This is a genomic window from Psychrobacter sp. 1Y1 (assembly GCF_051847395.2).
Lineage (GTDB): Bacteria > Pseudomonadota > Gammaproteobacteria > Pseudomonadales > Moraxellaceae > Psychrobacter.
In genome coordinates, this window is record NZ_JBPYDF020000001.1 from 1485007 (window position 1) to 1507396 (window position 22390).

Genomic DNA, 22390 nt, shown 5'->3' on the forward strand with positions numbered 1-22390 from the left:
TACCTAACTTGTTCACCACTTTTATGTTTGTACCTCGTTTATGTCGTCCGCGCGCTCATCGTAAAGACGCATCTGCAGAACCTCCCCCGAGAATGACTACTAGTTCTCGATTTGGTTATACTTCTTTTTCAGCACTATCTGCATTAGCAATCTTTATGCTACCGCAGGCAGTGTGGGCAGCTGGTGCTGTATCAACATCCAGCGAGGCGGCAGCACCAACTGCGCTTAGCGTTTCTTTATTGATATTTTTTGTCTTACTCGCTATTGGCGTTTCTTTTGTCTGTTCATTAGCAGAGTCTGTTTTGCTGAGCATGACGCCATCGTTTATTGCGGATGTACAAGAAACCAGTCCCAAAAAAGCAGAAATGCTTAAAAGCCTGAAAGTGGACAATATTGACCAGTCACTAGCCGCTATTTTAACGTTAAATACCGTTGCCCATACACTTGGCTCTATCGGTGCGGGTGCACAGGCTACGATCGTCTTTGGTAGTGCGTGGTTTGGTCTGTTTTCTGCCCTCATGACGCTTGCTATCTTATTCTTGTCTGAAATTATCCCAAAAACACTAGGTACAGTTTACTGGCGTCAGCTAAGTGGTTTGGTTGCTTATTTTGTTCGTGGCATCATCATGCTGCTATACCCATTAATCTGGTTCTCAGAGCGTCTGACAAAACTATTGGTACGTGGTAAAGAACCGCAAACATTTAGCCGCCGCGAATTTGCTGCTCTTGCTAGTATCGGTGAAGAGTCGGGACAAATTGATCCACTTGAATCGCGTATCATTCGTAACTTGCTCGCGTTTGGCGCGATTAAAGTCGAAGATATCATGACACCGCGCTCGGTGATGCTCGCATTTGAAGAGAACAAAACCGTCGCTGAGCTATTGGTTGATCGTCCAAAGCTGACGTTTTCTCGCTTGCCAATCTATGATGGTGATTTGGATAACATTACAGGCTTTGTCCTAAAAACGGACATGCTACTGGCTAAAGTTAATCATGCTATGCACAAGCCGTTGACGCAATTTCAGCGCGACATCACTTTTGTCTTCTCTAAGATGAAGCTGTTTGACTTGTTAGAGTTGATGCTAAAAAACCGTATTCATATTGCGATTACAGTCGGCGAATATGGTGAAGTTAAAGGCTTGGTCACGTTAGAAGATGTGTTTGAGACATTGTTAGGTCTTGAGATTGTTGATGAGATAGACCGCGTCGAAGACATGCAGGCCTTGGCTCGTCAGATGATGGATAGACGGGTAGAGCGTTTGGGCATGAAGCTCAGCGATGATGAGCAGTATGAAGACAGTAATAACGAACCTAAGTCTTAACGAAATCTTAACTATGCCCTAATGAAGCCAAACTCTAACGTTGATAACTTAACCATAGTATTGATGGTTCTAAAGATTGATGGTTTAACAATGGTCAGCTCATTATGGGCTGACTATCAAACTAGAGCCACGAAGCATCTAACCGTTTGAACTAGGATTTATAGCATAAAATGTTAAGAACATTTGATTTGATAGCTTGGGTTTTTATTCGCAATAATTACACAGGGTGTCACATGGCTGTGAGAATTCGATGATAGGCTCGGCATATGATATGAGTATATAGATATATCTATACAGATACACTGCCAAAATAAATGATAAAAGAGCGTTAATCGTCAATATATGACACTAACGAAAAAAATATCGCTAAGGATTATCATGAAAAAATTATTGGGAAATAGGCTATTAGCTCTATTGGTGAAAAGCGCCAGCATCACTGCAATCGTAGCAGTAGCCAGCACCATCAGTATCAATGCACAAGCAGCAACTATGACCGAAGATTTGGTACAGAACTATGCCGCCGCAATGAAAGCATCAGCGAATAGCCAGAGCATCAATCAGGTATCGCGCCTTGTGTCAGATGACGCGCTTATTTCTTTATCTAGAAAGGGAAAGTCTACCAGTCTAGACAAAGATGCCTATTTAAAGCTGCTTCAAAACAGCTGGAATGATACGTCCAATTATCGCTATGATATTTCGGTAGATAATGTGGTGATTACTGGTTCACAAGCCAAAGCCAATGTGACGACCAATGAAAGCTGGGTAAAAAATGGTCAGCAAGTATCATTTGTTACCACATCTCGTGTGACCTTGACCTTATCTACTGGTAATGCAGTGCTCTTGCGTGCAGTGTCTCAGGTGGCTATTAATTAAGTCATCATCGAGCAAGTAAGACTCAAAAATACAATAGGTAGCATAAACAATAGCTGATTGAGCTAGCTGCGATTTCGACCTATAAAAAGTCTTAGCTGGCTAACAATAGTCATTACTTAGTTTTATAGGCTACTTGAGCGTCTATGATTATCTTTTATATTAGGCTAGTCTTTGCTTTACATTGCATACTATACTATCCATCAACTTTATCTTATTAATTTCTGTCGTTAGGAAACCTCCAATATCATGTCTACTGTGCTATCACACTCTCGCTCATTTATTGCGTTGCCATTGACGCTTGCGGTATCCACTTTACTGATTAGTGCGTGTAGCAATACATCAGCGGTAAAAAACAAAGGTGCGACCAATAGCTCATCTGTCATTACCAAAAGTCCTGCCAGTCAAGGGGCTAATACAGGTAGTGCAGACTACTCAACTGCGTTTTTGGATGCAGAGAGTTTGGATGAGTTGGCTGACTTGTTAGAAGCTACTGACATGACCATGGTAGAAGGTAACCAGCTTGCTATTCAGCAATATGGTGATTTGTGGAATCGTCTACGCGCAGGCTACCGCATGAATGGTGGTAAGCCAATCTATAATCAGCGCATTGAAGGTCAAAAAAGCTGGTTTACTAGTAGACAGGATTATCTCAATCGCCTAACTGCACGTGCCAGTCGCTATATCTATCATACGGTACGAGAGGCAGAGCGTCGCAATATTCCAACAGAGCTTGCTTTGTTACCAGTTATCGAAAGCTCTTATGATCCAAGTGGTACGAGTAGTGCAGCAGCTGCGGGATTATGGCAATTTATCCCAAGTACAGGCCGTATCTATGGCTTGAACCAAAGCAGTACTTATGATGGTCGTCGCGATGTGATCGAATCGACACGTGCTGCCTATGACTTTTTGACAGCACTGCACAACCAGTTTGGTAGTTGGGAGCTAGCATTGGCTGCTTATAACGCTGGACCTGGCCGTGTACAAAAAGCAATTGATGCCAACGCAGCGCGCGGACTGCCAACAGATTACTGGTCACTTCAATTACCGACTGAAACGATGAACTATGTGCCGCGTTTCTTAGCTGTAGCCGAAATCGTCGCTAAGCCTGAGCAGTATGGTGTGTATCTACCAGCTATCGCTAACCGTCAGCATTTCCGTAGTGTACCTGTTAACTATGGTGTGAGCTTGGCAGAAGTATCGCAGTTAACTGGAGTCAGCTATGATGAGCTAGAGCGTCTAAACACTGCACTGACATCAGGCCGCGTTGATTCTTCAGGTCCACAGCGTGTCATCATTCCTAACGACGTCAGCCTCAATGCTGATGCCAAATTAAGTGGGCTCAGAGGTAACGGTACAGGCAATGTACTCGCCTCAAACAACGCAGGTAGCTCAAGCACGACAGCGACTACGCCAAGCTATAATAACAAACCCTATACTGCCTCATCACTGCCATCTACTGGTAGCGCATTGGCTGATTATGCCGCTAGCGCAAGTGTACCTCAGCAGACTACCAGCTACATCTCACCATCTGCGACGCCAACTAGCAGCTCGGTATACAGTGGCAATTCTTCAGCTCGTACTGAGCCACCACTGACCACAGCAGAGACTAACAAAATCAATGCTGAGCTTAAGAGCAGTAACAGTCTACCGACTACCTCAGCTCAGATTACTCAGAACAATACGATTGTCCAAGAGCCACCGCTTAGCAAAGAAGAGCGTGATTTCATCGCCAATCAAATCCGGAGAAATACCTCTGAGACCAATGTTATCAATGCTGATGGCAACATTAATCTATCAGCCGTACAAACACAGCAGTCTATCTTAGAAGCGAGTGGTGCAGAGAAGAAACTTAGCTTTGCTAAAACCTCGGTAAGTAAGCCAAAACCTCAAGGCACTCGTACCACTTATACGGTCAAACGTGGCGATACGCTCTCGAACATTGCGAGTCGAGCAGGGGTTAGCTGGCGTGATATCGCAGAATGGAACCAGATAGATGCCAGTGCCAATTTGCTCTCTGGCAGTACGTTATATCTATATAATGCCAAGACTATCGAGCCATTGAGTACTGCTAATAACGCCGCCGCTAGTCAGCCTGACAGTTACGTCGTACAAGGCGGTGATACGCTTATCGGTACGGCCAATCGTTTTGGCTTATCGGTCACTCAGCTAGCCAGCTACAATAATCTGAGCAGCCGTGCTGATTTGCTCAGAGGTCAAAAATTATGGCTCATACCGGGTAAAGTGACTGCACCTGCGACGACACCTGCAGCGCCTTCTACCAAGCCAAGTAAATCAAGCACTGCGACCAAAAACTATAAAGTAAAAGCAGGGGACGGATTAATTGCATTGGCACGTCAATTCAATGTGTCGACAGATACTTTAGCCAGTCTCAACGGTATCAACAGCACAAGTTCGCTATATGTTGGTCAGACGCTTAAAGTGCCAGCCAGTGTTGATTTCGATGCTACAAGTACGACAAGTGCTAGTAGTAGTAACAGCTCAAGCTCGGTCGCGACCACCAACTACAAAGTAAAATCAGGTGATACGCTGATTGGTATTGCGAACAGCATCGGAGTGAGTGCAACGGAGCTGGCTGCAGTAAATAGCAATTTTGATGCAAAGGCTCGCTTGCAACGTGGTCAAACGATTAAAGTTCCTGCTACTAAAGAGTTGGTTGACCGTCAGCTGAATGACAAAGCGGTCAGCTACAAAGTAAAATCAGGTGATACGCTAACGGGTGTCGCTAAACGTTACAATATTGGCTTAAGTGATTTGGCATCAGCGAATAACTTGAATACCAACTCGAATCTGATATTGGGCCGTACTATTACCATCCCTGCTAGCGGCAGTGTGGCAAGCGCATCTAGTAGCAGCCAAAGCAGCAGCTCTGCTAGTAGCAGCAGTAGTAGCTCAGCAAGTAGTGGTACGAAATTAGGTAATACTGAAAGCTACAAAGTTAAATCTGGCGATGGCCTAATTGCTCTAGCACGTCAGTTTGGCATATCGGTAGAGGATTTGGCAGCGACCAATGATCTAGCGACCAATGCACAACTACAACGCGGCCAAACGCTTAAAGTACCAAAAGCGACAGTAAGCTACACGGTTGGCTCGGGTGATAGCTTGATTGGTTTAGCACGCAAATATGGTGTCTCAACACAAGAGCTGGCTGATATGAACAATATCGCCGCTGATACGATGTTGCAGCGTGGTCAGCGTCTGACAGTTCCAAATCGTTAATGAATAAGATATTAATGGATACCGTTTACATAAGGCGTCATTAATATTAATCATTAATCGTATCGCACAAAAAAGCTGCTCTTTATAAGAGCAGCTTTTTTTATTTAACAAGAATAAATAACTGTGAAAGTTTAGCTTGCAAATTGCCTAGTAATATTTACAGACTAGACAGTCTGAGTTTTAATAGTCTCAAGATAGCTTCTGATGTTACTGACATAGTGCATGGCTTGACCATAGCGGCTATTCGACGCTCTATTGTCTGCTAAATAAGCATAGACATTCGCCCAGCTCTTATCATCGATACCTTGAGCTCGTAGTTCACGTTGGATTCTTTTTACCGCATTGGGACCCATGTTATAACCTGCAAGGGCAAACCAGATACGGTCAGTTTTTGGCACATCAGAGAAATCTGCTTTCACTTGCTCTAGATAGCGTGCACCGCCACCAATGCTTTGGTAAGGATCGACACGGTCTGAGACGCCCATCGCTTTTGCAGTGTTATTGGTCAGCATCATTAACCCGCGTACGCCAGTCGGCGACACAGCATTGGCATCAAGGTGTGACTCTTGATAACCCATCGCGACCAGAAGTTCCCAATCGTGATTGTAATTACGTGCTTGCTCTTCAAACGAAGACTGATAGTCCGGTAACTTTTCTGTCAACGTTCTCTGGAAGTGATCCTGACTATAGGCATCTTTAAGCAAGTTTTGATTGTAGAACGCGGCAAGTTTTTGTGTGTTTTGTAGCTTAATGCTATCGCACAAAAAGTAACTGGCCTTTCTTGATAGTGGATCATTGGATGAGCTAAACGTCCAACTTACCTTAGGATGTAGACCGTTCTTAGTCAGACTAGAATCGTAACCACAGCTGACATTGATTGACGATAAATTTAGCTGGCTCTTCAGCTTGGTGCTAGCCGTAGTCAATGCCATGTCAGCGTTGCCGGTTCTTAGTGCTTTTAGCGCGGCTTCTTCACTGGCGTAGGCTTTTAGATTGATATCGACACCGAGCTCGTCGGCATAAGTGCGCACCAGATCAAAACCAAAACCATGTTGGAAGCCATCGGTAGCAAAGTAAGTGCTATCGCCAGGCACCGCAGCAATGGTCAAGGTGTTTTCCAGCATGACGTTGTCATAAGCTGGTACCGATGTGTTCATGGTCGTCAAACTCTCAGCGGGCAACGAGAGTAGAGCGATGCTAGAGATTTGTGCCAGCTTCTTGGTTCTGGCAAAATGATTAGACGCAATAGGGGTAACGGATGAAACGATGTTACTTTTGGTGTTCAGTAGGCGTTTAGATGGACGCAGTAAATAAGAAATACGGCGTTTGGCCCCTTGCGCAGATACTTTTACACGATAAGTAATACGCTGCATGGATGTCTCCTGATTTTAGCCATCCTTCTTACCGCAAAAACACGAATAAATATATGTGCATAATATTGACATATATCGATATAGTATCTTAAATAGAGTGGCATTTTTAATAGGATAAATGCCGCTCTATCTTGTTTGACTATAGCGCCACTAGCGTACTCTCTCTAAGAGTTAGTGGGATAGTTTGTCGTCAGCCAGCTATCAATATGTCATAAAAGCGTTCTAAACAGTGTTTATAAGTACTGGTTTAAAATACTGAACGCACAACAACGCGAAGGATATAAATCAGATGATTCCTTCATCGATAACTAAATATGGCTAGTGGCCAAACAACTATATATCAAACATAGGTAAGGTCATGATTAAGTTATTGAGACAAAGACATAGCTTGAAACATTGATGTAAGGTTTTGCCAATGAGGCAAATACATTCATCTGTTTTAACTATGCTAACTTTGATGGCTGGCTATACTTTGAATCACTAATATTAAGTTACTAGTAATAGAATAGCTGGCTACTAAAGTTGTTTGTCCAGCGATGAGGGTAAGCAAAATAACCAGAAGTGATAGTTTATAGCTGTCTATCAAATTGACTATGTCATACCGTCATCGCGACACCAAAAATAAAAAAATACCATGCTGCTAACATATATAGTGCAAACATAGTATTTCAATGGGTAGCGGTTTAAAATCTTATCGCCGATATAGCATCATAAAGTCTTAAACAACTACCAGCATTATTTTGGTGCCATAACCGGAAGCTGTAATAATGGGAAGTTTCATGACAAAACGTTCTTTCTTACAGGTAGTAATATGCGGTTACTAATTGCATTATTCAAGTAGAGTTAAGAAAAAAGCGATAAAACTTAACAATTAAGATATAAACGGTTAATTTTCCAGCTATTTGGTACATAATAATCAAAAAGGGGCTGTAGTAGATAAGGATTAAATATCACACCATTTTCTCAAGGTTTTCAGCTGATTAGATGGTGAGCCATAGTTGAATCTAAACTCGCACTCTTTTAAAAACAAATGGAAGTTCTTCTTATTAATCCCATTATACTTTCTGAGTGTTCGTTTGGACTGATTCCAGAAGTTCTCAATGCCATTGATGTGATTGTTCTTACCGCAAATGAACTCTATAGAGTGATTGACTCTGAAATGTTTAAACTCACTCACATCTAATGCATTGTAACTTCGATAGCTATCCGTATAAACAAAGCTGTCAGGCTTGATTTTACGCTTAATAACAGGCATTAGGGTAGTCTGTTTGGTGTCTGCTACGACAATGGTATAGTCACCTGACCACAAAAATGTTATAAAATAAATCAACTAAACGATTACCACAATAAATAACCATGACTTACTCCCTAGATTATCGCAAACAAGTCTTAAAAAGCTTAGATGAGGGCATGACCTTTGCTGAAGCTGCTGTTTTCTATGATATCAGTCCAACGACTATCCAGAAGTGGAAAAAGCGTCTTCATAGTAAAACCACTCGATATATTAAGCCCTACAAAATAGAGGATGAAGCCTTAGCTCAAGATGTCAAAGACCACCCTGACGATTATCACTATGAGCGAGCACAGCGTTTTGATTGTAGCCCAACAGGCATCAGTAAAGCCTTAAAGCGTATTGGTGTTAGCAAAAAAAAAGACACTTGAGCATCCCAAAGCCTGTCCTGTGAAAAGAGCGACTTATCTAGCCAAGCTTAACCACTACATTGCTCAAGGCTTTGCTATTGTCTATATGGACGAAAGTGGGTTTGAGAGTGAAACGATGCGTCCTTGTGGTTATGCACCCATTGGTAGCCCCTGCATTGGCAGTTACAACTGGCAAGCCAAAGAGCGAACCAACGTCATTGGTGCGCTATATGGCAGAATGCTGTTTGCACTCGATTGCTTAAAGACCAACATCAATAAAGAGGTTTTCTATCACTGGTGCAAGTTCACGCTGATACCAAAGCTTAAGAAAAAATGTGTGATCGTTATGGATAATGCGACCTTTCATAAGCGCGTTCAAAAGCTGCTTAACAGGCATGGTCACAGGCTTCTATTTTTACCACCTTATAGTCCTGACTTAAATCCCATCGAGAAAAAATGGGCTCAAGTGAAGTTTTTGCGCCAAGGTTGGATGGAAAATGACTTATCTAAATTGTTTTATGATATTCATCCAAAACATAACTCTTTTGTAGTGCAGTGACTATATAAACCTTACCGTTTCGTTTTAGAATACCAAATACAGCGGTTTTACCAGCAGCCCCGCGACCTCTTTTGCCTTTGCGTACACCGCCAAAGTAACTTTCATCTAATTCGACCTCACCATCAAAAAGCTCATCAGCTTCTAATGAGAGATGGTAATCTATCACAAGTCTTATTTTATGATAAAAAAGTGCAGCAGTATTAGGCTGAATATCAAGCAAATCTGCGGCTGTTCTAGCAGTCACTTCAGCCGTAAAAAACTCTAACAGCCTTCGCTGTGCTTTTTTACTTAGTTTACAACGGGTTATCTTCATAAAAGTAGTCTAGCATAGTGCTTATCTACTACAGCCCCATCAAAAATAGAATAACAAAGTTCAAATAGTAGTAAAACTAGACTTTATGCTTATGCGTATGGTTTGACTGAAGCTGTTAGCAAGTCTAGTTTGACTTTTGAACTATCATTTTCTTTTTCTCTGCAAATTTTTCTCTATAAGTGACGACCGTTTAAAATAATATTTTAAGTGGCTAGTTTATGCTGGATTTTCGATATCGATAAAAGTAACTGGTAGACCAAATTTTTGAGCGACTATCTCTCCTAATGCCTGGATACCGCCACGCTCCGTTGCATGATGACCACAAGCAAAATAGTCAATTCCAAGCTCACGCGCGCTATGCGTAGTACGCTCAGATATCTCACCAGAGATAAACGCATCACAGCCCATGCTAGCCGCTTGCTCAATCATATCCTGCGCACCGCCTGTACATATACCCACACGTTCTATTAGTCTACCACTTGTCTGAGCAGAAGCGTCTGTATGATACTCAGCTGAAATATGTAATGGCGCGCGACCTAAAGCTTGAGTAATGGTGGCAATAAGATCGTCAGTACTTTGCGGTGTACAAGTAGCGATATTGCCCACAGGATGTGACTCGGAGGGATAGAGCGCACCAGTGATTGTCATGCCTAGCATGTCAGCAAGTTTTGCGTTGTTGCCAGAGATTGGGTGTGCATCAAGCGGTAGATGATAGCCAATCATAGAAATACCGTGTTGCATCAGCTTGCGCACGCGTCGACCTTTCATCCCAGTAAGAGGTGCGGGTTCGCCTTTCCAGAAGTATCCATGATGTACCATAATCGCATCGGCATTGTTAGCGATCGCAGCATCTATCAAGGCTTCACAAGCCGTGACACCAGTGACGATACGCTGAATCGGGCGTCCGCCATCGATTTGTAGACCATTTGGCGCATAGTCTTTAAACGCGCTGGTAGATAAGTAGTCGTCACAGAACTGTGTCAATGCCTGAGCGCTAATGCTTTGAGTATTGGATTCAGCTGTCGTATGATTTGCAGTCATTATGTTTTCCTGTCATCAATAAAATGTATGTCGTAAGGTGCTGTAGATTAACTAAGCAAAAATTATGTATTATCTGTCATGTTTGAGAGTGTTTGGTTTTGGACTTCTCGCTTTATGTTCAATTCTCGAAATGTTGAAGTGTCGAGCATCGTAAAAGCTATTTTAACATGCCGTTGTAAGCAAGCAGACAAGCTGGATAACTGAAATGGTACACGATACGTTACTATTTACTGGTATTGCGGTTATAATTTATATACGTGAGTCTGCCTAGCTGTATAGCATTTGACCATCTGATGAATGGGTCAACACTAGCTAAGCGGTCGCCATTATCTCACATCGTTTTTCACTGTCTGTTTGCAATAAATTTATAGAGGTTTTATATGTCGTCATCCCGGAACACCAACAACAAGGCGTCTTTATTAAAATGGTTACCTTGGGTCTTATTGCTGCTAGTGTTGGCAGCGTTTATCTGGTTGTTCACGAGTATGAAGTCGACGTCAGAGGCCACATGGGAGCCGCCAAGAACCCCGCCTGCGGAGCAGCAAGCAGCAGAGCCAGTGTCGGACACGCCAGCGCCTATCTCTTCTTATCATAATGCAGTGGCGCGTGCGTCGCAGTCTGTAGTCAATATCTATACGACGCAAACGATGACCGAGCATCCTTATATGGATGATCCCGTACTGCGCCGGTTTTTTGAGTATCATGGTGGCCCATCACAAGAGCAGGGCAATACCAATTTAGGCTCTGGTGTGATCGTATCAGAAGATGGCTATATCGTGACCAATGCCCACGTAATCGAAAAGGCCGATGAGATCACAGTCGCGTTCAATGATGGTCGTAAGAGCCGTGCCAGAATCATCGGTACAGATCCTGATAGTGATCTAGCTGTGATTAAGGTTGATATGACAGGGCTGACACCACTCGGCTTCCGCGAAGATCCAATTCGTGTGGGGGATTTGGCGCTAGCGATTGGTAATCCATTTGGTGTGGGTCAGACAGTGACGCAGGGGATTATCTCAGCGACTGGACGTACTGGACTGGGTGTTAATAAATTTGAAGACTTTATCCAGACTGATGCGGCGATTAATCCTGGTAATTCAGGCGGCGCACTGGTCGATGCTCATGGTGAGCTAGTCGGTATCAACACCGTTATATTCTCGCGCTCTGGTGGCTCGATGGGCATTGGCTTTGCGATTCCGACGGCACTGGTTGAGCAAGTAATGAATGCCTTGATTAAAGATGGCCGTGTCAGTCGTGGTTGGTTAGGTATCGAGATTCAGTCACAGCTACGTGACCCAACGCAGCTAGAGACATCAACAGGCGTAGAAGTACTAAACGTCATTGATAACAGTCCAGCGGCAAAAAGCGGTCTACGTGTCGGTGACATCGTCTTAACCATCGACGATGTCGAGATGACAGATGCCAATACCTTGATTCAGTATGTTGCTCGTAAGCCACCAAATACTGAACTGGATGCGCAGATATTACGTCAAGGTAAAAATGCCCAAGTAAAAATCACACTAGAAGAGCGTCCAGCGCAAGAGCCACTTGAGCGTCCTGTCGTACTACAAAATGACAGTATGGGCGGAATGGAGCAGCCAAACATTCAAGGTGATGAAGAAACGCCAATGATGTCAAAAGCAGAGCGTGATCGTATGCGCGAAGAGCTGATGAAACTGTTTGAACAAGATGCTGCGTCGCAGTAAGTTGTAGTTGTTCTTACCACCACTATGTGTTGGCTCATAATGTATATATGAGTCAGCACTTTTATTTAGCTGATAGCACAAAAAAGCGCGCTCCTTTAGATAAGGAGCGCGCTTTTTGTTGGAGCTGGTCTTTCTGAACTCAAAGACTAGCTTTGTTTACTGATAACCCTTCTTGCTTATAACCCTGCTATAACTTTTCAATAGGATCATGATTGATATAAATGACACCTTGCACACGGCAACAGCAGGGCAGGATTTCATCTTCTTCAATCATTGCCAGTGGGTCAAACGGATAATCGACCGTATGCGAGCTGGCAATACGTTTGACTCGGCAACTACCACAGTAGCCTTCGCGGCATTGATAGTTTACATCGTGTCCGGTGCGTAGCAGTCCATCTAGCAGACTCTCGTCATCGTGTAGATAGAACTGCTTTTTACTGGTCATTACCCAAGTCATCGTGAATCCTATTGGGATATGTCTGTGCTATTGCTATCCCTACTATTAACCCATAAGACGATTACAGCGGTAGAAATTTTATAGCTTCAAATCTCTACCGCTCAAGCCTTTATAATTCTAAGCTTTTGTAATTCAGACTTTTACAGCTCAAAGCTCTTATAATTCAAAGTCATCAAAATCACTGTCTGATAAGTCAGAGTCAATCTGACCAACCAAGTACGAGCTAATCTCAGTCTCTTGCGGTGCTACTTGCACATTGTCAGACGACAACCACGTATTAATCCACGGGATTGGGTTTGACTTTGAGTTCGGGAACGCTGCTGGCAAGCCAACAGTTTCCATACGTAAGTTAGTGATGTATTCGATATATTGGCACAGAATGTCTTTGTTTAGACCAATCATCGAGCCATCTTTGAACAGATAGCCTGCCCATTCTTTTTCTTGCTCAGCCGCCTTACGGAAGATTTCGATACTTTCTTCATAGCACTCTGCGGCAATCTCAACCATCTCAGGATCGTCACGACCGTTGCGCATGAGGTTCAGCATGTGCTGCGTGCCCGTCAAATGCAGCGCTTCATCACGAGCGATTAGCTTGATGATTTTGGCATTACCTTCCATCAATTTGCGCTCAGCAAAGGCAAACGAGCAAGCAAACGATACATAGAAACGAATAGCTTCTAAAACGTTGACCGCCATGATGCATAGGTACATTTGCTTTTTCAGTGATTTTAAATCAACCGTTACTTGCTCGCCATTGATGTTGTGCGTACCTGGACCGTACAGGCTATATAGCTGTGAGTTGCGGTACAGCTCATCATAGTACTGAGCGATATCAGAGGCACGGCCTAAGATGTGCTCGTTTTGCATAATGTCATCAAAGATAATATTTGGGTCATTGACGATATTGCGGATGATATGCGTATAGCTGCGTGAGTGAATGGTCTCAGAGAACGACCATGTCTCAATCCACGTCTCAAGCTCAGGAATAGACACCAGTGGCAATAGCACCACGTTTGGACTACGACCTTGGATCGAGTCGAGTAGGGTCTGATACTTGAGGTTGCTCAAAAATATATGCTGCTCATGCGAGGACAGATTGCTAAAGTCGATACGGTCGCGTGATACATCGACTTCTTCTGGACGCCAAAAGAACGACAGCTGCTTTTCAATCAATTGCTCAAAGATAGGGTGCTTTTGTTGGTCATAGCGCGCCACGTTGACGGGCTGACCAAAGAACATCGGCTCTTTTAGCGCATTGTTTGGCGTTTGAGAAAAAATCGAGTAAGTCATGAGACTGCCTTTATAATTGATACGGTTATTAATTTATAGGGGTTTGACTGGTTTTGATTTGATGTTATGACACTTTTTTGGATTATAGCGTTTTAGCTTAGAGGTTCTCTAGTGATATCTGTGACGACTCTTGCCCATCGTTCATATAGGCTTTGAATATTTCGCTCAGCTCACTATCATCTAGTGCTTCTAATTCATCGAGCGCGCTTTTGCGTAGGGTACTTACATCTGCATCGTCCGATAGTCTTTTTGTGTCTTTTTTGGTGGTTCTTGACGCTGGTTTTTTGGCTGCTTTTGTCACACTTTTTTTGGCGACCGTTGTCTTTGGTGCTTCATCCACACCTAACTGCTGACGCACCTCTGCAATATCAACCTCGACTTGTACGATATGCGAGCCACCATCGTTTAGGTCTGAAAATACGTTTGGGATAAACAAACCACCGTCTTTGATGATTGCGGTATATTGCACATGACCTCCGTCGTTTTAGTTCTATCTGTATGTTTTAATGATAACAGTAGCCAATCCCGCCTACCTCTTGTATCCGCCTAGTCATCGTCGTCAGCAGGATAGTTGCTACAGAATTTGCGAAAATGCAAATTCTCTTGCGCTCGGACGAAGCAGTGCTTCGTTATTTCCTCGCTCAGGGCTAAAAAGCCTTGCTAGGGCGTCTTTCTTTTTTCTTAACGACTCTTCTGATTGGGCGCACCCTACAAAATATCCGCTTTCCATGCTTTTGAGTAGGTTGGTGTCGAGGCACGAGACCCAACAAAAACTCAAACCGTTGAGTTTCCTTCGTCAACCCAACCTACGTGCTAAATTTCCATATCATCGGTGCGCTGGATGCACCCTGCACCTATGATTTCAGCTTTTCCCCCAATGGTAAGCCCACACCTTTAGGAAATGGTTTTTCACCAGTTAGATAGCAATCTTTATCAAATTCGTAGGGTATAGCAGCGAGACTTCCATCAAATAGTCTTCTCACAATATGTTCATCCAACTTTTTCTTATAAAAGCTAGGTAGTCCTCCTGTATAGACATTTCCTAGAAAAGCTAAAGTAAACTCTGCTAAATACTTTGGATACTTATTGCTAGGATATAAAACAGTTAAACTTAAAGCTCCAGAAAATGTGACTACCAATGGACAAGTTTTTTTATTTAGTTCTAGCTTGAAGTTACCTAGAAGAAAAATTAAACAAAACATAAATTCTCTGAAAGATGGGCTATGTATATTTCTAGAGGATGGATAAATTCCCACCATTCCAAAAACCGAATACAATTCATCTAAGATTTCATTATTAAAGCCTATCGAAAACGGTAATTCTATTGTTGGCCGTTTGCCATCCAACATATCATCAGTGTTTTCTTCAAAATACTTGATAACAGGTTTGAGATTCTTAATTACCATTCCACGATCTTTAAGATTAGGATGCGCTATAAAGTCTCCTAATTCTTTAAAAATACTTCCATGATCAGTATCATCTCGACTTGCAGTAATAAAAAGCGCTATATCGTCTTGATCGAAAGTTTGATCCTTATATTTCTCATAGAAGTTTTTTATCTGATACTCGGTATATGCATTCATATGATTCCAGTACCTTATAGATAAGAATAAACAGCGGACTCAACTAAATAAGCCAAACCCGCCATCAATCAATAACCTAGATCTTACATGCACCGCCAGCACAATCATCTTCCATATCCGCTTGGGCATCGTTCGCACCATCACGAGTGTTATGGTAGTACAACGTCTTCACACCCATTTTATAAGCGTTTAGCAAGTCTTTTAGCAATATCTTCATTGGTACACGGCCACCAGCATAACGAACTGGATCGTAGTTGGTGTTGGCAGAGATACTTTGATCGACGAACTTCTGCATGATAGCGACCAGCTTTAGGTAACCGTCATTGTTTGGCATTTGCCATAGTAGCTCGTACTGATCTTTTAGCTTATCAATCTCAGGCACGACTTGCTTTAGGATGCCGTCTTTTGACGCTTTGATAGAGACCAGACCACGTGGTGGCTCGATACCGTTGGTCGCGTTGGCGATCTGACTAGAGGTCTCAGACGGCATCAAGGCGGTTAGAGTAGAGTTGCGTAGACCGTGCTCAGTGATATCCCTACGTAGCGTTTCCCAATCGAGATGTAGCGGCTCTTGGCAGATTTTGTCCAAGTCGGCTTTGTACGTATCAATCGGCAAGATACCTTGTGAGTAAGTGGTCTCATTGAACGCAGGGCACGCGCCTTGCTCTTTGGCTAATTTGTTTGACGCTTTTAGGAGATAGAATTGCAATGCTTCAAACGTCTGATGGGTTAGACCAAGCGCGCTGTCGTCTGAATAGCGTACGCCATTCTTGGCAAGGTAATAAGCATAGTTAATCACGCCCACACCTAGTGTACGACGACGCATGCTGCCGTTTTGAGCGGCTTTAACAGGATAGTCTTGATAATCGAGCAGGGCATCAAGCGCACGGACGATTAGCTCGGCTGGCTCTTCGATATCGCTGACGTTTTCGACTTTACCCAAGTTGACCGCTGATAGCGTACAAAGAGCGATTTCGCCTTCTTCGTCATTGATGTTATCCAGTGGCTTGGTCGGTAGCGCGATTTCCATACATAGGTTTGACTGGCGAATCGGGGCAACCGTCGCGTCAAACGGGCTATGCGTGTTGCAATGATCGACGTTTTGGATATAGATACGACCCGTACTGGCACGCTCTTGCATCATTAGGCTGAACAAATCAGCAGCTGGGATTTGACGGCTACGAACGTTAGGATCATTTTCGTACTTGGTATATAGCTCTTCGAATTTGTCTTGATCTTCAAAGAATGCATCATACAGGCCTGGCGTATCGCCTGGTGAGAATAGCGAGATGTCTTGGCCTTTGATCAAGCGCGTGTACATTGTCTTGTTTAACTGTACGCCGTAGTCCATATGACGGACACGGTTGTCTTCGACGCCACGGTTGTTTTTGAGTACCAGTAATGACTCAACTTCTAAATGCCATAGTGGGTAGAACAACGTCGCAGCACCACCACGTACGCCGCCTTGTGAGCAGCATTTAACTGCCGTTTGGAACAGTTTGTAGAATGGGATACAGCCAGTATGCTGCGCTTCGCCGCCACGGATAGGGCTACCAAGGGCACGAATGCGACCTGCGTTGATGCCGATACCAGCACGCTGTGATACATAGCGTACGATGGCGCTAGTGGTTGCGTTGATAGAGTCTAGGCTATCACCACATTCGATCAATACGCACGAGCTAAACTGGCGCGATGGCGTACGTACACCTGACATGATTGGCGTTGGTAGTGAGATTTTGAATTCTGAGGTCGCATCATAGAAACGTTTGACGAAATCAAGACGATCTGACTTGTCGTATTGGCTAAACAGACACATACCGACGAGCATGTATAAGAACTGCGGGCTCTCATAAACAGTTTTGCTCACACGATCTTGTACCAAGTACTTACCAGCCATTTGCTCAACAGCAGCATAAGCAAGGTTCATATCGCGCCAGTGATCCAGATACTCTTCTAACTCATAAAATTCAGCACGGCTGTAGTCAGCTAGGATGTGCTGATCGTATTTACCAGCGTCAGTCAAAGTTTTGACATGGTCATACAGATGCGGCGGGGTGAATTTGTTATAAGCAATCTTACGTAAGTGGAAGATAGCCAAACGCGCAGCCAGATATTGATAGTCAGGCGTGGTTTCAGAGATTAGGTCGGCGGCAGACTTGATGATGGTTTCGTGAATGTCACGAGTTTTGATACCTTCATAAAACTGGATGTGCGATTTTAGCTCAACTTGCGATACTGACACATTTTCTAAACCATCAGCCGCCCACGCGATTACCTTGTGAATTTTGTCTAAATCAATAGGCTCTAAACGTCCATCACGTTTGGTTACTTGGATTTTGTCAATATGTGTCATGCTGGCCTCTATTTTGATTGCTTATTGTGATGCTGCGCGCCAAAGCAGCGGCAGACATTCTTTATAACGCTATTATGCGGGGTTGTGCTAGCTGTTTTTTTGGGCAAAAAGCTACCACTACTCGTAGTGACGGTTAAAATCACTGAGTACTACATATAGCGTTTTTGTTAATTGGTAGGCACAATATAGCGGGAAAATTTTGAAAATACTATATTGATTTTAGAATAAAACTATGTTGCTACAAGGTTGTAGGCAGTCCAAATTTTGGCAAAGGACGATGGGATAAGGGTTAGACGCAAATGCGGTCAATAATAAAATTTTTGTAAAAATATCGTGAGATTTACTTTTCATTCTCTCGGTTATTGTCGACTGATAATGGGAGTCATGGCGGCAATAATGCGGGCGCAGATTGTACATCAAACCACAAAAAATCGCCACCCATATCTTATTACTAGCGAGTGACGATTTGGAACAAAAAGGCGTTAAAGTTTTTTATGCGACTTATAAAACAATACGAACCGTTTTTGCATTATCGAGTGAGGCATAAAGCGCATTCACTTGCTCAGCAGCCGTTAGGTACAAATTAACCCGTGCTGAGTGAAAACGACCCGTTTTAGACGGCTTAACTTCGATAGACGCCAAATCAAAATCAGGGAACTGGCTACCCAAAATTAGCTTTACTTCATTAAGCAAACTCTCACGCTCGCCTTCATGACCGATGATGCTTAATGGGTAGTTCATCGGGAACTCCCAAAGCTCTGGGTTTTGAATATCAGTCTTTTTGCCTACCAATGCGCCTTTATTTGGCGTCAGGTCAGTGACTTTAACTGATGGCTGATTGCTGGTTGGGTTATTTGCATTGTTGTCGTTGCTGTTGTTGTTGTTATCTTTTGAATCATCACTCATGATATGAGCCTCGCTTATATAGGTAAATAGAAAAAAGTTAATCAGTCATTAGCGGTAAATAAGTAACTAACATTAAGTCATTCGAAAATCGCTGCTTGCTATAGACATTTAGTTAGTTAGACATCTGCTCAAATCATGCCAAAAGCATAACGCCAGAAACTGAGACAGGCTCAGTATGGTCGTAAGTGGCATTTAAATCGGTCAAGCTATAGTCGATTCAATTTAAAAGTAGTACAAGGCAACCGAGTGTAGATGTACATGTGATACTTCAAGCGAGGTTAACGCTGTCATACTTTTATAGTGGAATGGCTATATTAGGCAGAGAATATATGCACTGTTTATAGTGGTCTATGGACGATTATTCAAGTAAAGTCTGTATTTAGTCCGTTCCATCTTGAAGTAAGCTAAGTGGCTTTTATTAAAACTGTTAATAGAAGCTATTGCAAATAACCATTGATAGGAGTGATATCAGGCGGAATATCCGTCTCTCCCAATGCTTCTCTTAGATTAATCTCGATGGTGCGTGATAAGGCAGTCAAAGGTAACTGATTAGCCGCCAAGCCAAAAGGTTCTTCTAACTCTTCACTAAGCGCGTCCAAACCAAAAAAGGTATAAGCAATCACCGCACAAACCAACGGGGTTGCCCAACCGAGTGATGCCACCAAACCGAAGGGCAACATAATGCAATATAAATAGGTCGTGCGATGTACCAGCAGCATGTAAGCAAAGGGCAGTGGTGTGTTATGAATGCGCTCGCACGCTGCCAGTACAATTGTCATGGAGGTCAGGCGTTCATCCATATTTTGTATGACTTGTTCCGATACCAGTCCTTGACGCCGAATATCGCCAAGCTGTTTACCCATTAGGCGCATTATATAATCAGGTACGTTTTTCGCTTGGCGCATACGGTCATGGTGTATCGCTGCAACAAGAGGCTCGATATCCGCCCAAGGTGGCGTACCACGCAATCGGTGGCGCACAGCATGGGCAAAAGAAATGGTCAGATATACCATCGTTCGCTGAGTATCGTGTGCAGTCGCATTGTCATCCTCGCCATCATCTATGGCATTCGCATCGTCATCATCTATAAAAGATAGCACTTGGCGCGTTAAGCTACGAGAGTCATATACCAGCTGACCCCACAGTCCGCGCGCTTCCCACCAACGCTGATAACTGGCATTGTTTCGAAACCCAAGAAACAACGATAAGGCAATCCCGAGCAAGGTAAACGTTGCCATACCATAATAAGGAAACGAGTCAGGCATCCAGTGCTGAATAATCGTGATGAGCGTACTAAGAATAGTAATCAGCAAAATTTGCGGATAAATTTTTGGAATGATTGATCCACGTAGAGTGAAAAATATCTTAAGGGCATTGGGTGTTTGCCGGACAATCATGTCAGTTTCCTAGCGATGGGGTACATGTAGACACTATTAAATGTCTCGTGTAATTCTAATACAGAATCAAGATCTGTAAAGCCCAAAAGACTATAAATTTATTCAAACTAAGAAGTAGGGTGGTCACTTAAGCTCGGTAATTGGGATAGCTAAAAAGTTAAATCCTCGGCGAAAAGGGCGATGTTTTTATTAATCTACTTTATGTATATTAAAATGACGCCAAATATCACTTCTTAACTCTATAAAAGCTGTCACCACAGAGATGAATACGCCACCCTAGTTGTACCCCTCCTCAGTAGTGATTGCTTCCTATAGCAATTACTCTCATAAAGCGTCTGACGCTTTTTCTTGTGCGCATGCACTGCTTTAACGTTTGTATCACTATTCGATATATCTAATGGATCGTAAAGATTACCCCACTAAAAGTACGTTATGACGATCACTCGCTAACTATGAACGTTCACATTTTTATATTTGTCATTTGATAGGCAATGGGCAAAGTATCTAGATAAAGATGTACCTAGATCGAGATGCGTCAAACTTTTCATGTGAGCTGATTTTTAACTACTTTTTAGATACTTTCCAAATAGATGTTTTCTAAATAGTGATTAGATACTTCGTTTATTGACAGACTAAAGCAGTTCTCCAAAACTGAGTTAAATATGTTAAATACAATTAAAGAGCATTGGCTATCCAATGCGCGCGGCGATGTCTTGGCTGGCATGGTCGTCGCTTTGGCGCTTATCCCTGAAGCGATTGCGTTTTCTATCATTGCTGGTGTCGATCCCCAAGTAGGGCTTTATGCCTCATTTTGTATCGCGGTAGTGATTTCGTTTGTCGGCGGTCGTCCAGCGATGATTTCGGCGGCGACTGGTGCGATGGCGCTACTAATGGTGACGCTGGTCAAGGATTATGGATTGCAGTATTTGTTAGCAGCCAGTGTGCTGACAGGTGTTATACAGATTATCTTTGGCTTCTTAAAGCTAGGGAATCTGATGAAATATGTATCGCAATCCGTAGTGCTCGGCTTTATCAATGCCTTGGCTATTTTGATTTTTATGTCGCAGGTTCCTGAGCTGATGCCGCAGGCAGGTTCAAATTTAGTACATGTATACGGTCTTGTGGCGCTAGGTCTAGTTATTATCTATGGCTATCCATATATTCCAAAGATCGGTAAAGTGATTCCATCGCCATTGGTCAGTATCGTACTGGTGACGGCTATAGCCATCCTATTAGGTGCAGAGGCTCGAACCATCAATGATATGGGACAGCTGCCTGACACCCTGCCGATGTTTTTGATACCTGATATCCCGTTGAACTTAGATACGTTGATTATTATTTTTCCGTATTCTATCAGTTTGGCGATAGTGGGCTTACTTGAGTCTATGATGACCATGACGATCGTAGATGATTTAACCGACACCAAAGGCGACCGTACGCAAGAGTGCAAAGGTCAAGGTATTGCCAATGTTGTTAGTAGCTTTTTTGGCGGTATGGCAGGCTGTGCGATGATTGGGCAGTCTATCATCAACGTCAAATCAGGCGGTTATACGCGTCTTTCTACCTTAGTAGCAGGCGTATTTTTATTATTGATGGTAGTGTTCTTAAGCGATTGGCTAAAGATTATTCCAATGGCCGCATTGGTCGCTGTGATGATTATGGTGTCTATCGGTACTTTTAACTGGGGTTCGTTTAAGGAGCTAAAAACCAAGCCGCTGCAAAGTAATGTGGTCATGATTACGACCGTCGCTGTGGTGGTCGCAACGCATAATTTGGCCTATGGCGTATTGATTGGTGTATTGCTGTCAGCATTGTTCTTTGCCAATAAAATAGAGCGCTATATGAGTGTGCATAGCCACATGGATGAAGCAGCGCAAACGCGTTATTATCAAGTTGACGGACAAGTATTTTTCTCATCAGCAGAGCGTATGACTGACTCCTTCGATATTAAAGAATCTGTCTCTAACGTGGTCATTGACGTGTCGCGCGCGCATTTTTGGGATGTGACAGCAGTCGCTGCCATAGATAAAGTGATTATTAAATTTCGCCGCGAAGGCACTGAGGTAGAGCTCATCGGTTTGAACGAGGCGAGCCAAGCGATGATAGACAATTTCGGTGTGCATGATAAGCCAGATGCTGAGCAAAGCTTAGGCGCGCATTAAATTAGCTACGTATTAGTAGTATTATATTCACAAATATAAAAAAGCTGAATGTATCTCGGCTTTTTTTATGCGAATTAAAACCAAGAATACATGCTATTTATTGAGAGAATTTACTATTCATTATTGGCTTATTAAGGACGACAGAAATGTAATGAGTATTTAGGCATCTGTTCTGGC

The 22390-nt window shown here is 43.1% G+C and carries 16 protein-coding genes and 2 pseudogenes; 7 read left to right on the forward strand and 11 right to left on the reverse strand.

All coding sequences use genetic code 11. The features are described from left to right. The first annotated feature begins 23 nt into the window (after positions 1-23). The 3 genes from ACS8FA_RS20260 to ACS8FA_RS20270 all read left to right on the forward strand — a co-directional run bounded on the left by ACS8FA_RS20260 (position 24) and on the right by ACS8FA_RS20270 (position 5432). Positions 24-1322: a CNNM domain-containing protein gene (locus ACS8FA_RS20260; protein WP_439265010.1), complete on the forward strand. Its 1299-nt coding sequence runs from the start codon at positions 24-26 to the stop codon at positions 1320-1322. A gap of 378 nt (positions 1323-1700) precedes the next feature. Further along, on the forward strand, positions 1701-2195 hold the full coding sequence (locus ACS8FA_RS20265) for a hypothetical protein (protein ID WP_101205368.1): 495 nt from the start codon (positions 1701-1703) through the stop codon (positions 2193-2195). Between the two features lie 246 nt (positions 2196-2441). Beyond that, positions 2442-5432 carry a LysM peptidoglycan-binding domain-containing protein gene (locus tag ACS8FA_RS20270; protein WP_439264906.1) on the forward strand — a complete coding sequence of 997 codons (2991 nt, stop codon included), beginning with the start codon at positions 2442-2444 and terminating at the stop codon, positions 5430-5432. A 164-nt stretch (positions 5433-5596) separates the two neighbouring features. On the opposite strand, the gene ACS8FA_RS20275 is transcribed toward ACS8FA_RS20270, so the two are convergent. Both ACS8FA_RS20275 and ACS8FA_RS20280 read right to left on the reverse strand, forming a co-directional pair. Next, positions 5597-6805, reverse strand: coding sequence for a transglycosylase SLT domain-containing protein (locus tag ACS8FA_RS20275; RefSeq protein WP_160020845.1), 1209 nt, complete (start codon positions 6803-6805; stop codon positions 5597-5599). Positions 6806-7748: 943 nt separating this feature from the next. Then, positions 7749-8099, reverse strand: a pseudogene (locus tag ACS8FA_RS20280) (IS1595 family transposase); the annotation flags it as partial. A 62-nt stretch (positions 8100-8161) separates the two neighbouring features. On the opposite strand from ACS8FA_RS20280, the gene ACS8FA_RS20285 reads away from it, so the two are divergent. Continuing rightward, positions 8162-8467, forward strand: a complete 306-nt coding sequence (locus ACS8FA_RS20285; RefSeq protein ID WP_075103765.1) for an IS630 transposase-related protein — start codon at positions 8162-8164, stop codon at positions 8465-8467. Then, the gene (locus tag ACS8FA_RS20290) at positions 8442-9005 is read left to right on the forward strand and encodes a transposase (protein ID WP_522901989.1); all 564 of its coding nucleotides are present in this window, start codon (positions 8442-8444) and stop codon (positions 9003-9005) included. The genes ACS8FA_RS20285 and ACS8FA_RS20290 overlap by 26 nt, the downstream gene beginning before the upstream one ends. 4 nt (positions 9006-9009) lie before the next feature. Here ACS8FA_RS20290 and ACS8FA_RS20295 read toward each other — a convergent pair. Beyond that, positions 9010-9318 (reverse strand): annotated as a pseudogene (locus ACS8FA_RS20295) (transposase); the annotation flags it as partial. Positions 9319-9534: 216 nt separating this feature from the next. After that, positions 9535-10359: a Nif3-like dinuclear metal center hexameric protein gene (locus ACS8FA_RS20300; RefSeq protein ID WP_439267242.1), complete on the reverse strand. Its 825-nt coding sequence runs from the start codon at positions 10357-10359 to the stop codon at positions 9535-9537. Between the two features lie 380 nt (positions 10360-10739). Here ACS8FA_RS20300 and ACS8FA_RS20305 point away from each other — a divergent pair, with 380 nt between their 5' ends. Continuing rightward, the gene (locus tag ACS8FA_RS20305; protein ID WP_439267240.1) at positions 10740-12065 is read left to right on the forward strand and encodes a S1C family serine protease; all 1326 of its coding nucleotides are present in this window, start codon (positions 10740-10742) and stop codon (positions 12063-12065) included. Between the two features lie 187 nt (positions 12066-12252). On the opposite strand, the gene yfaE is transcribed toward ACS8FA_RS20305, so the two are convergent. The 7 genes from yfaE to ACS8FA_RS20340 form a co-directional block, all read right to left on the reverse strand. Further along, positions 12253-12522 (reverse strand): class I ribonucleotide reductase maintenance protein YfaE, encoded by a 270-nt coding sequence (gene yfaE / locus ACS8FA_RS20310; RefSeq protein WP_057759542.1) that lies wholly within the window; start codon positions 12520-12522, stop codon positions 12253-12255. 156 nt (positions 12523-12678) lie between these two features. After that, positions 12679-13812, reverse strand: coding sequence for a class Ia ribonucleoside-diphosphate reductase subunit beta (gene nrdB, locus ACS8FA_RS20315; protein WP_439267238.1), 1134 nt, complete (start codon positions 13810-13812; stop codon positions 12679-12681). 97 nt (positions 13813-13909) lie between these two features. Beyond that, positions 13910-14281, reverse strand: a complete 372-nt coding sequence (locus ACS8FA_RS20320) for a hypothetical protein (RefSeq protein WP_439267236.1) — start codon at positions 14279-14281, stop codon at positions 13910-13912. Between the two features lie 385 nt (positions 14282-14666). Next, positions 14667-15395 carry a hypothetical protein gene (locus ACS8FA_RS20325; protein WP_439267234.1) on the reverse strand — a complete coding sequence of 243 codons (729 nt, stop codon included), beginning with the start codon at positions 15393-15395 and terminating at the stop codon, positions 14667-14669. Between the two features lie 76 nt (positions 15396-15471). Beyond that, positions 15472-17748 carry a class 1a ribonucleoside-diphosphate reductase subunit alpha gene (nrdA, locus tag ACS8FA_RS20330; RefSeq protein WP_439267232.1) on the reverse strand — a complete coding sequence of 759 codons (2277 nt, stop codon included), beginning with the start codon at positions 17746-17748 and terminating at the stop codon, positions 15472-15474. A 501-nt stretch (positions 17749-18249) separates the two neighbouring features. Beyond that, positions 18250-18540: a YbeD family protein gene (locus ACS8FA_RS20335; RefSeq protein ID WP_057762424.1), complete on the reverse strand. Its 291-nt coding sequence runs from the start codon at positions 18538-18540 to the stop codon at positions 18250-18252. A 551-nt stretch (positions 18541-19091) separates the two neighbouring features. Beyond that, positions 19092-20051, reverse strand: a complete 960-nt coding sequence (locus tag ACS8FA_RS20340; protein ID WP_101204779.1) for a bestrophin family protein — start codon at positions 20049-20051, stop codon at positions 19092-19094. Between the two features lie 662 nt (positions 20052-20713). Here ACS8FA_RS20340 and ACS8FA_RS20345 point away from each other — a divergent pair. Beyond that, complete coding sequence (locus tag ACS8FA_RS20345) at positions 20714-22213, forward strand: SulP family inorganic anion transporter (protein WP_439267229.1); 1500 nt, start codon at positions 20714-20716, stop codon at positions 22211-22213. Positions 22214-22390: the final 177 nt, after the last annotated feature.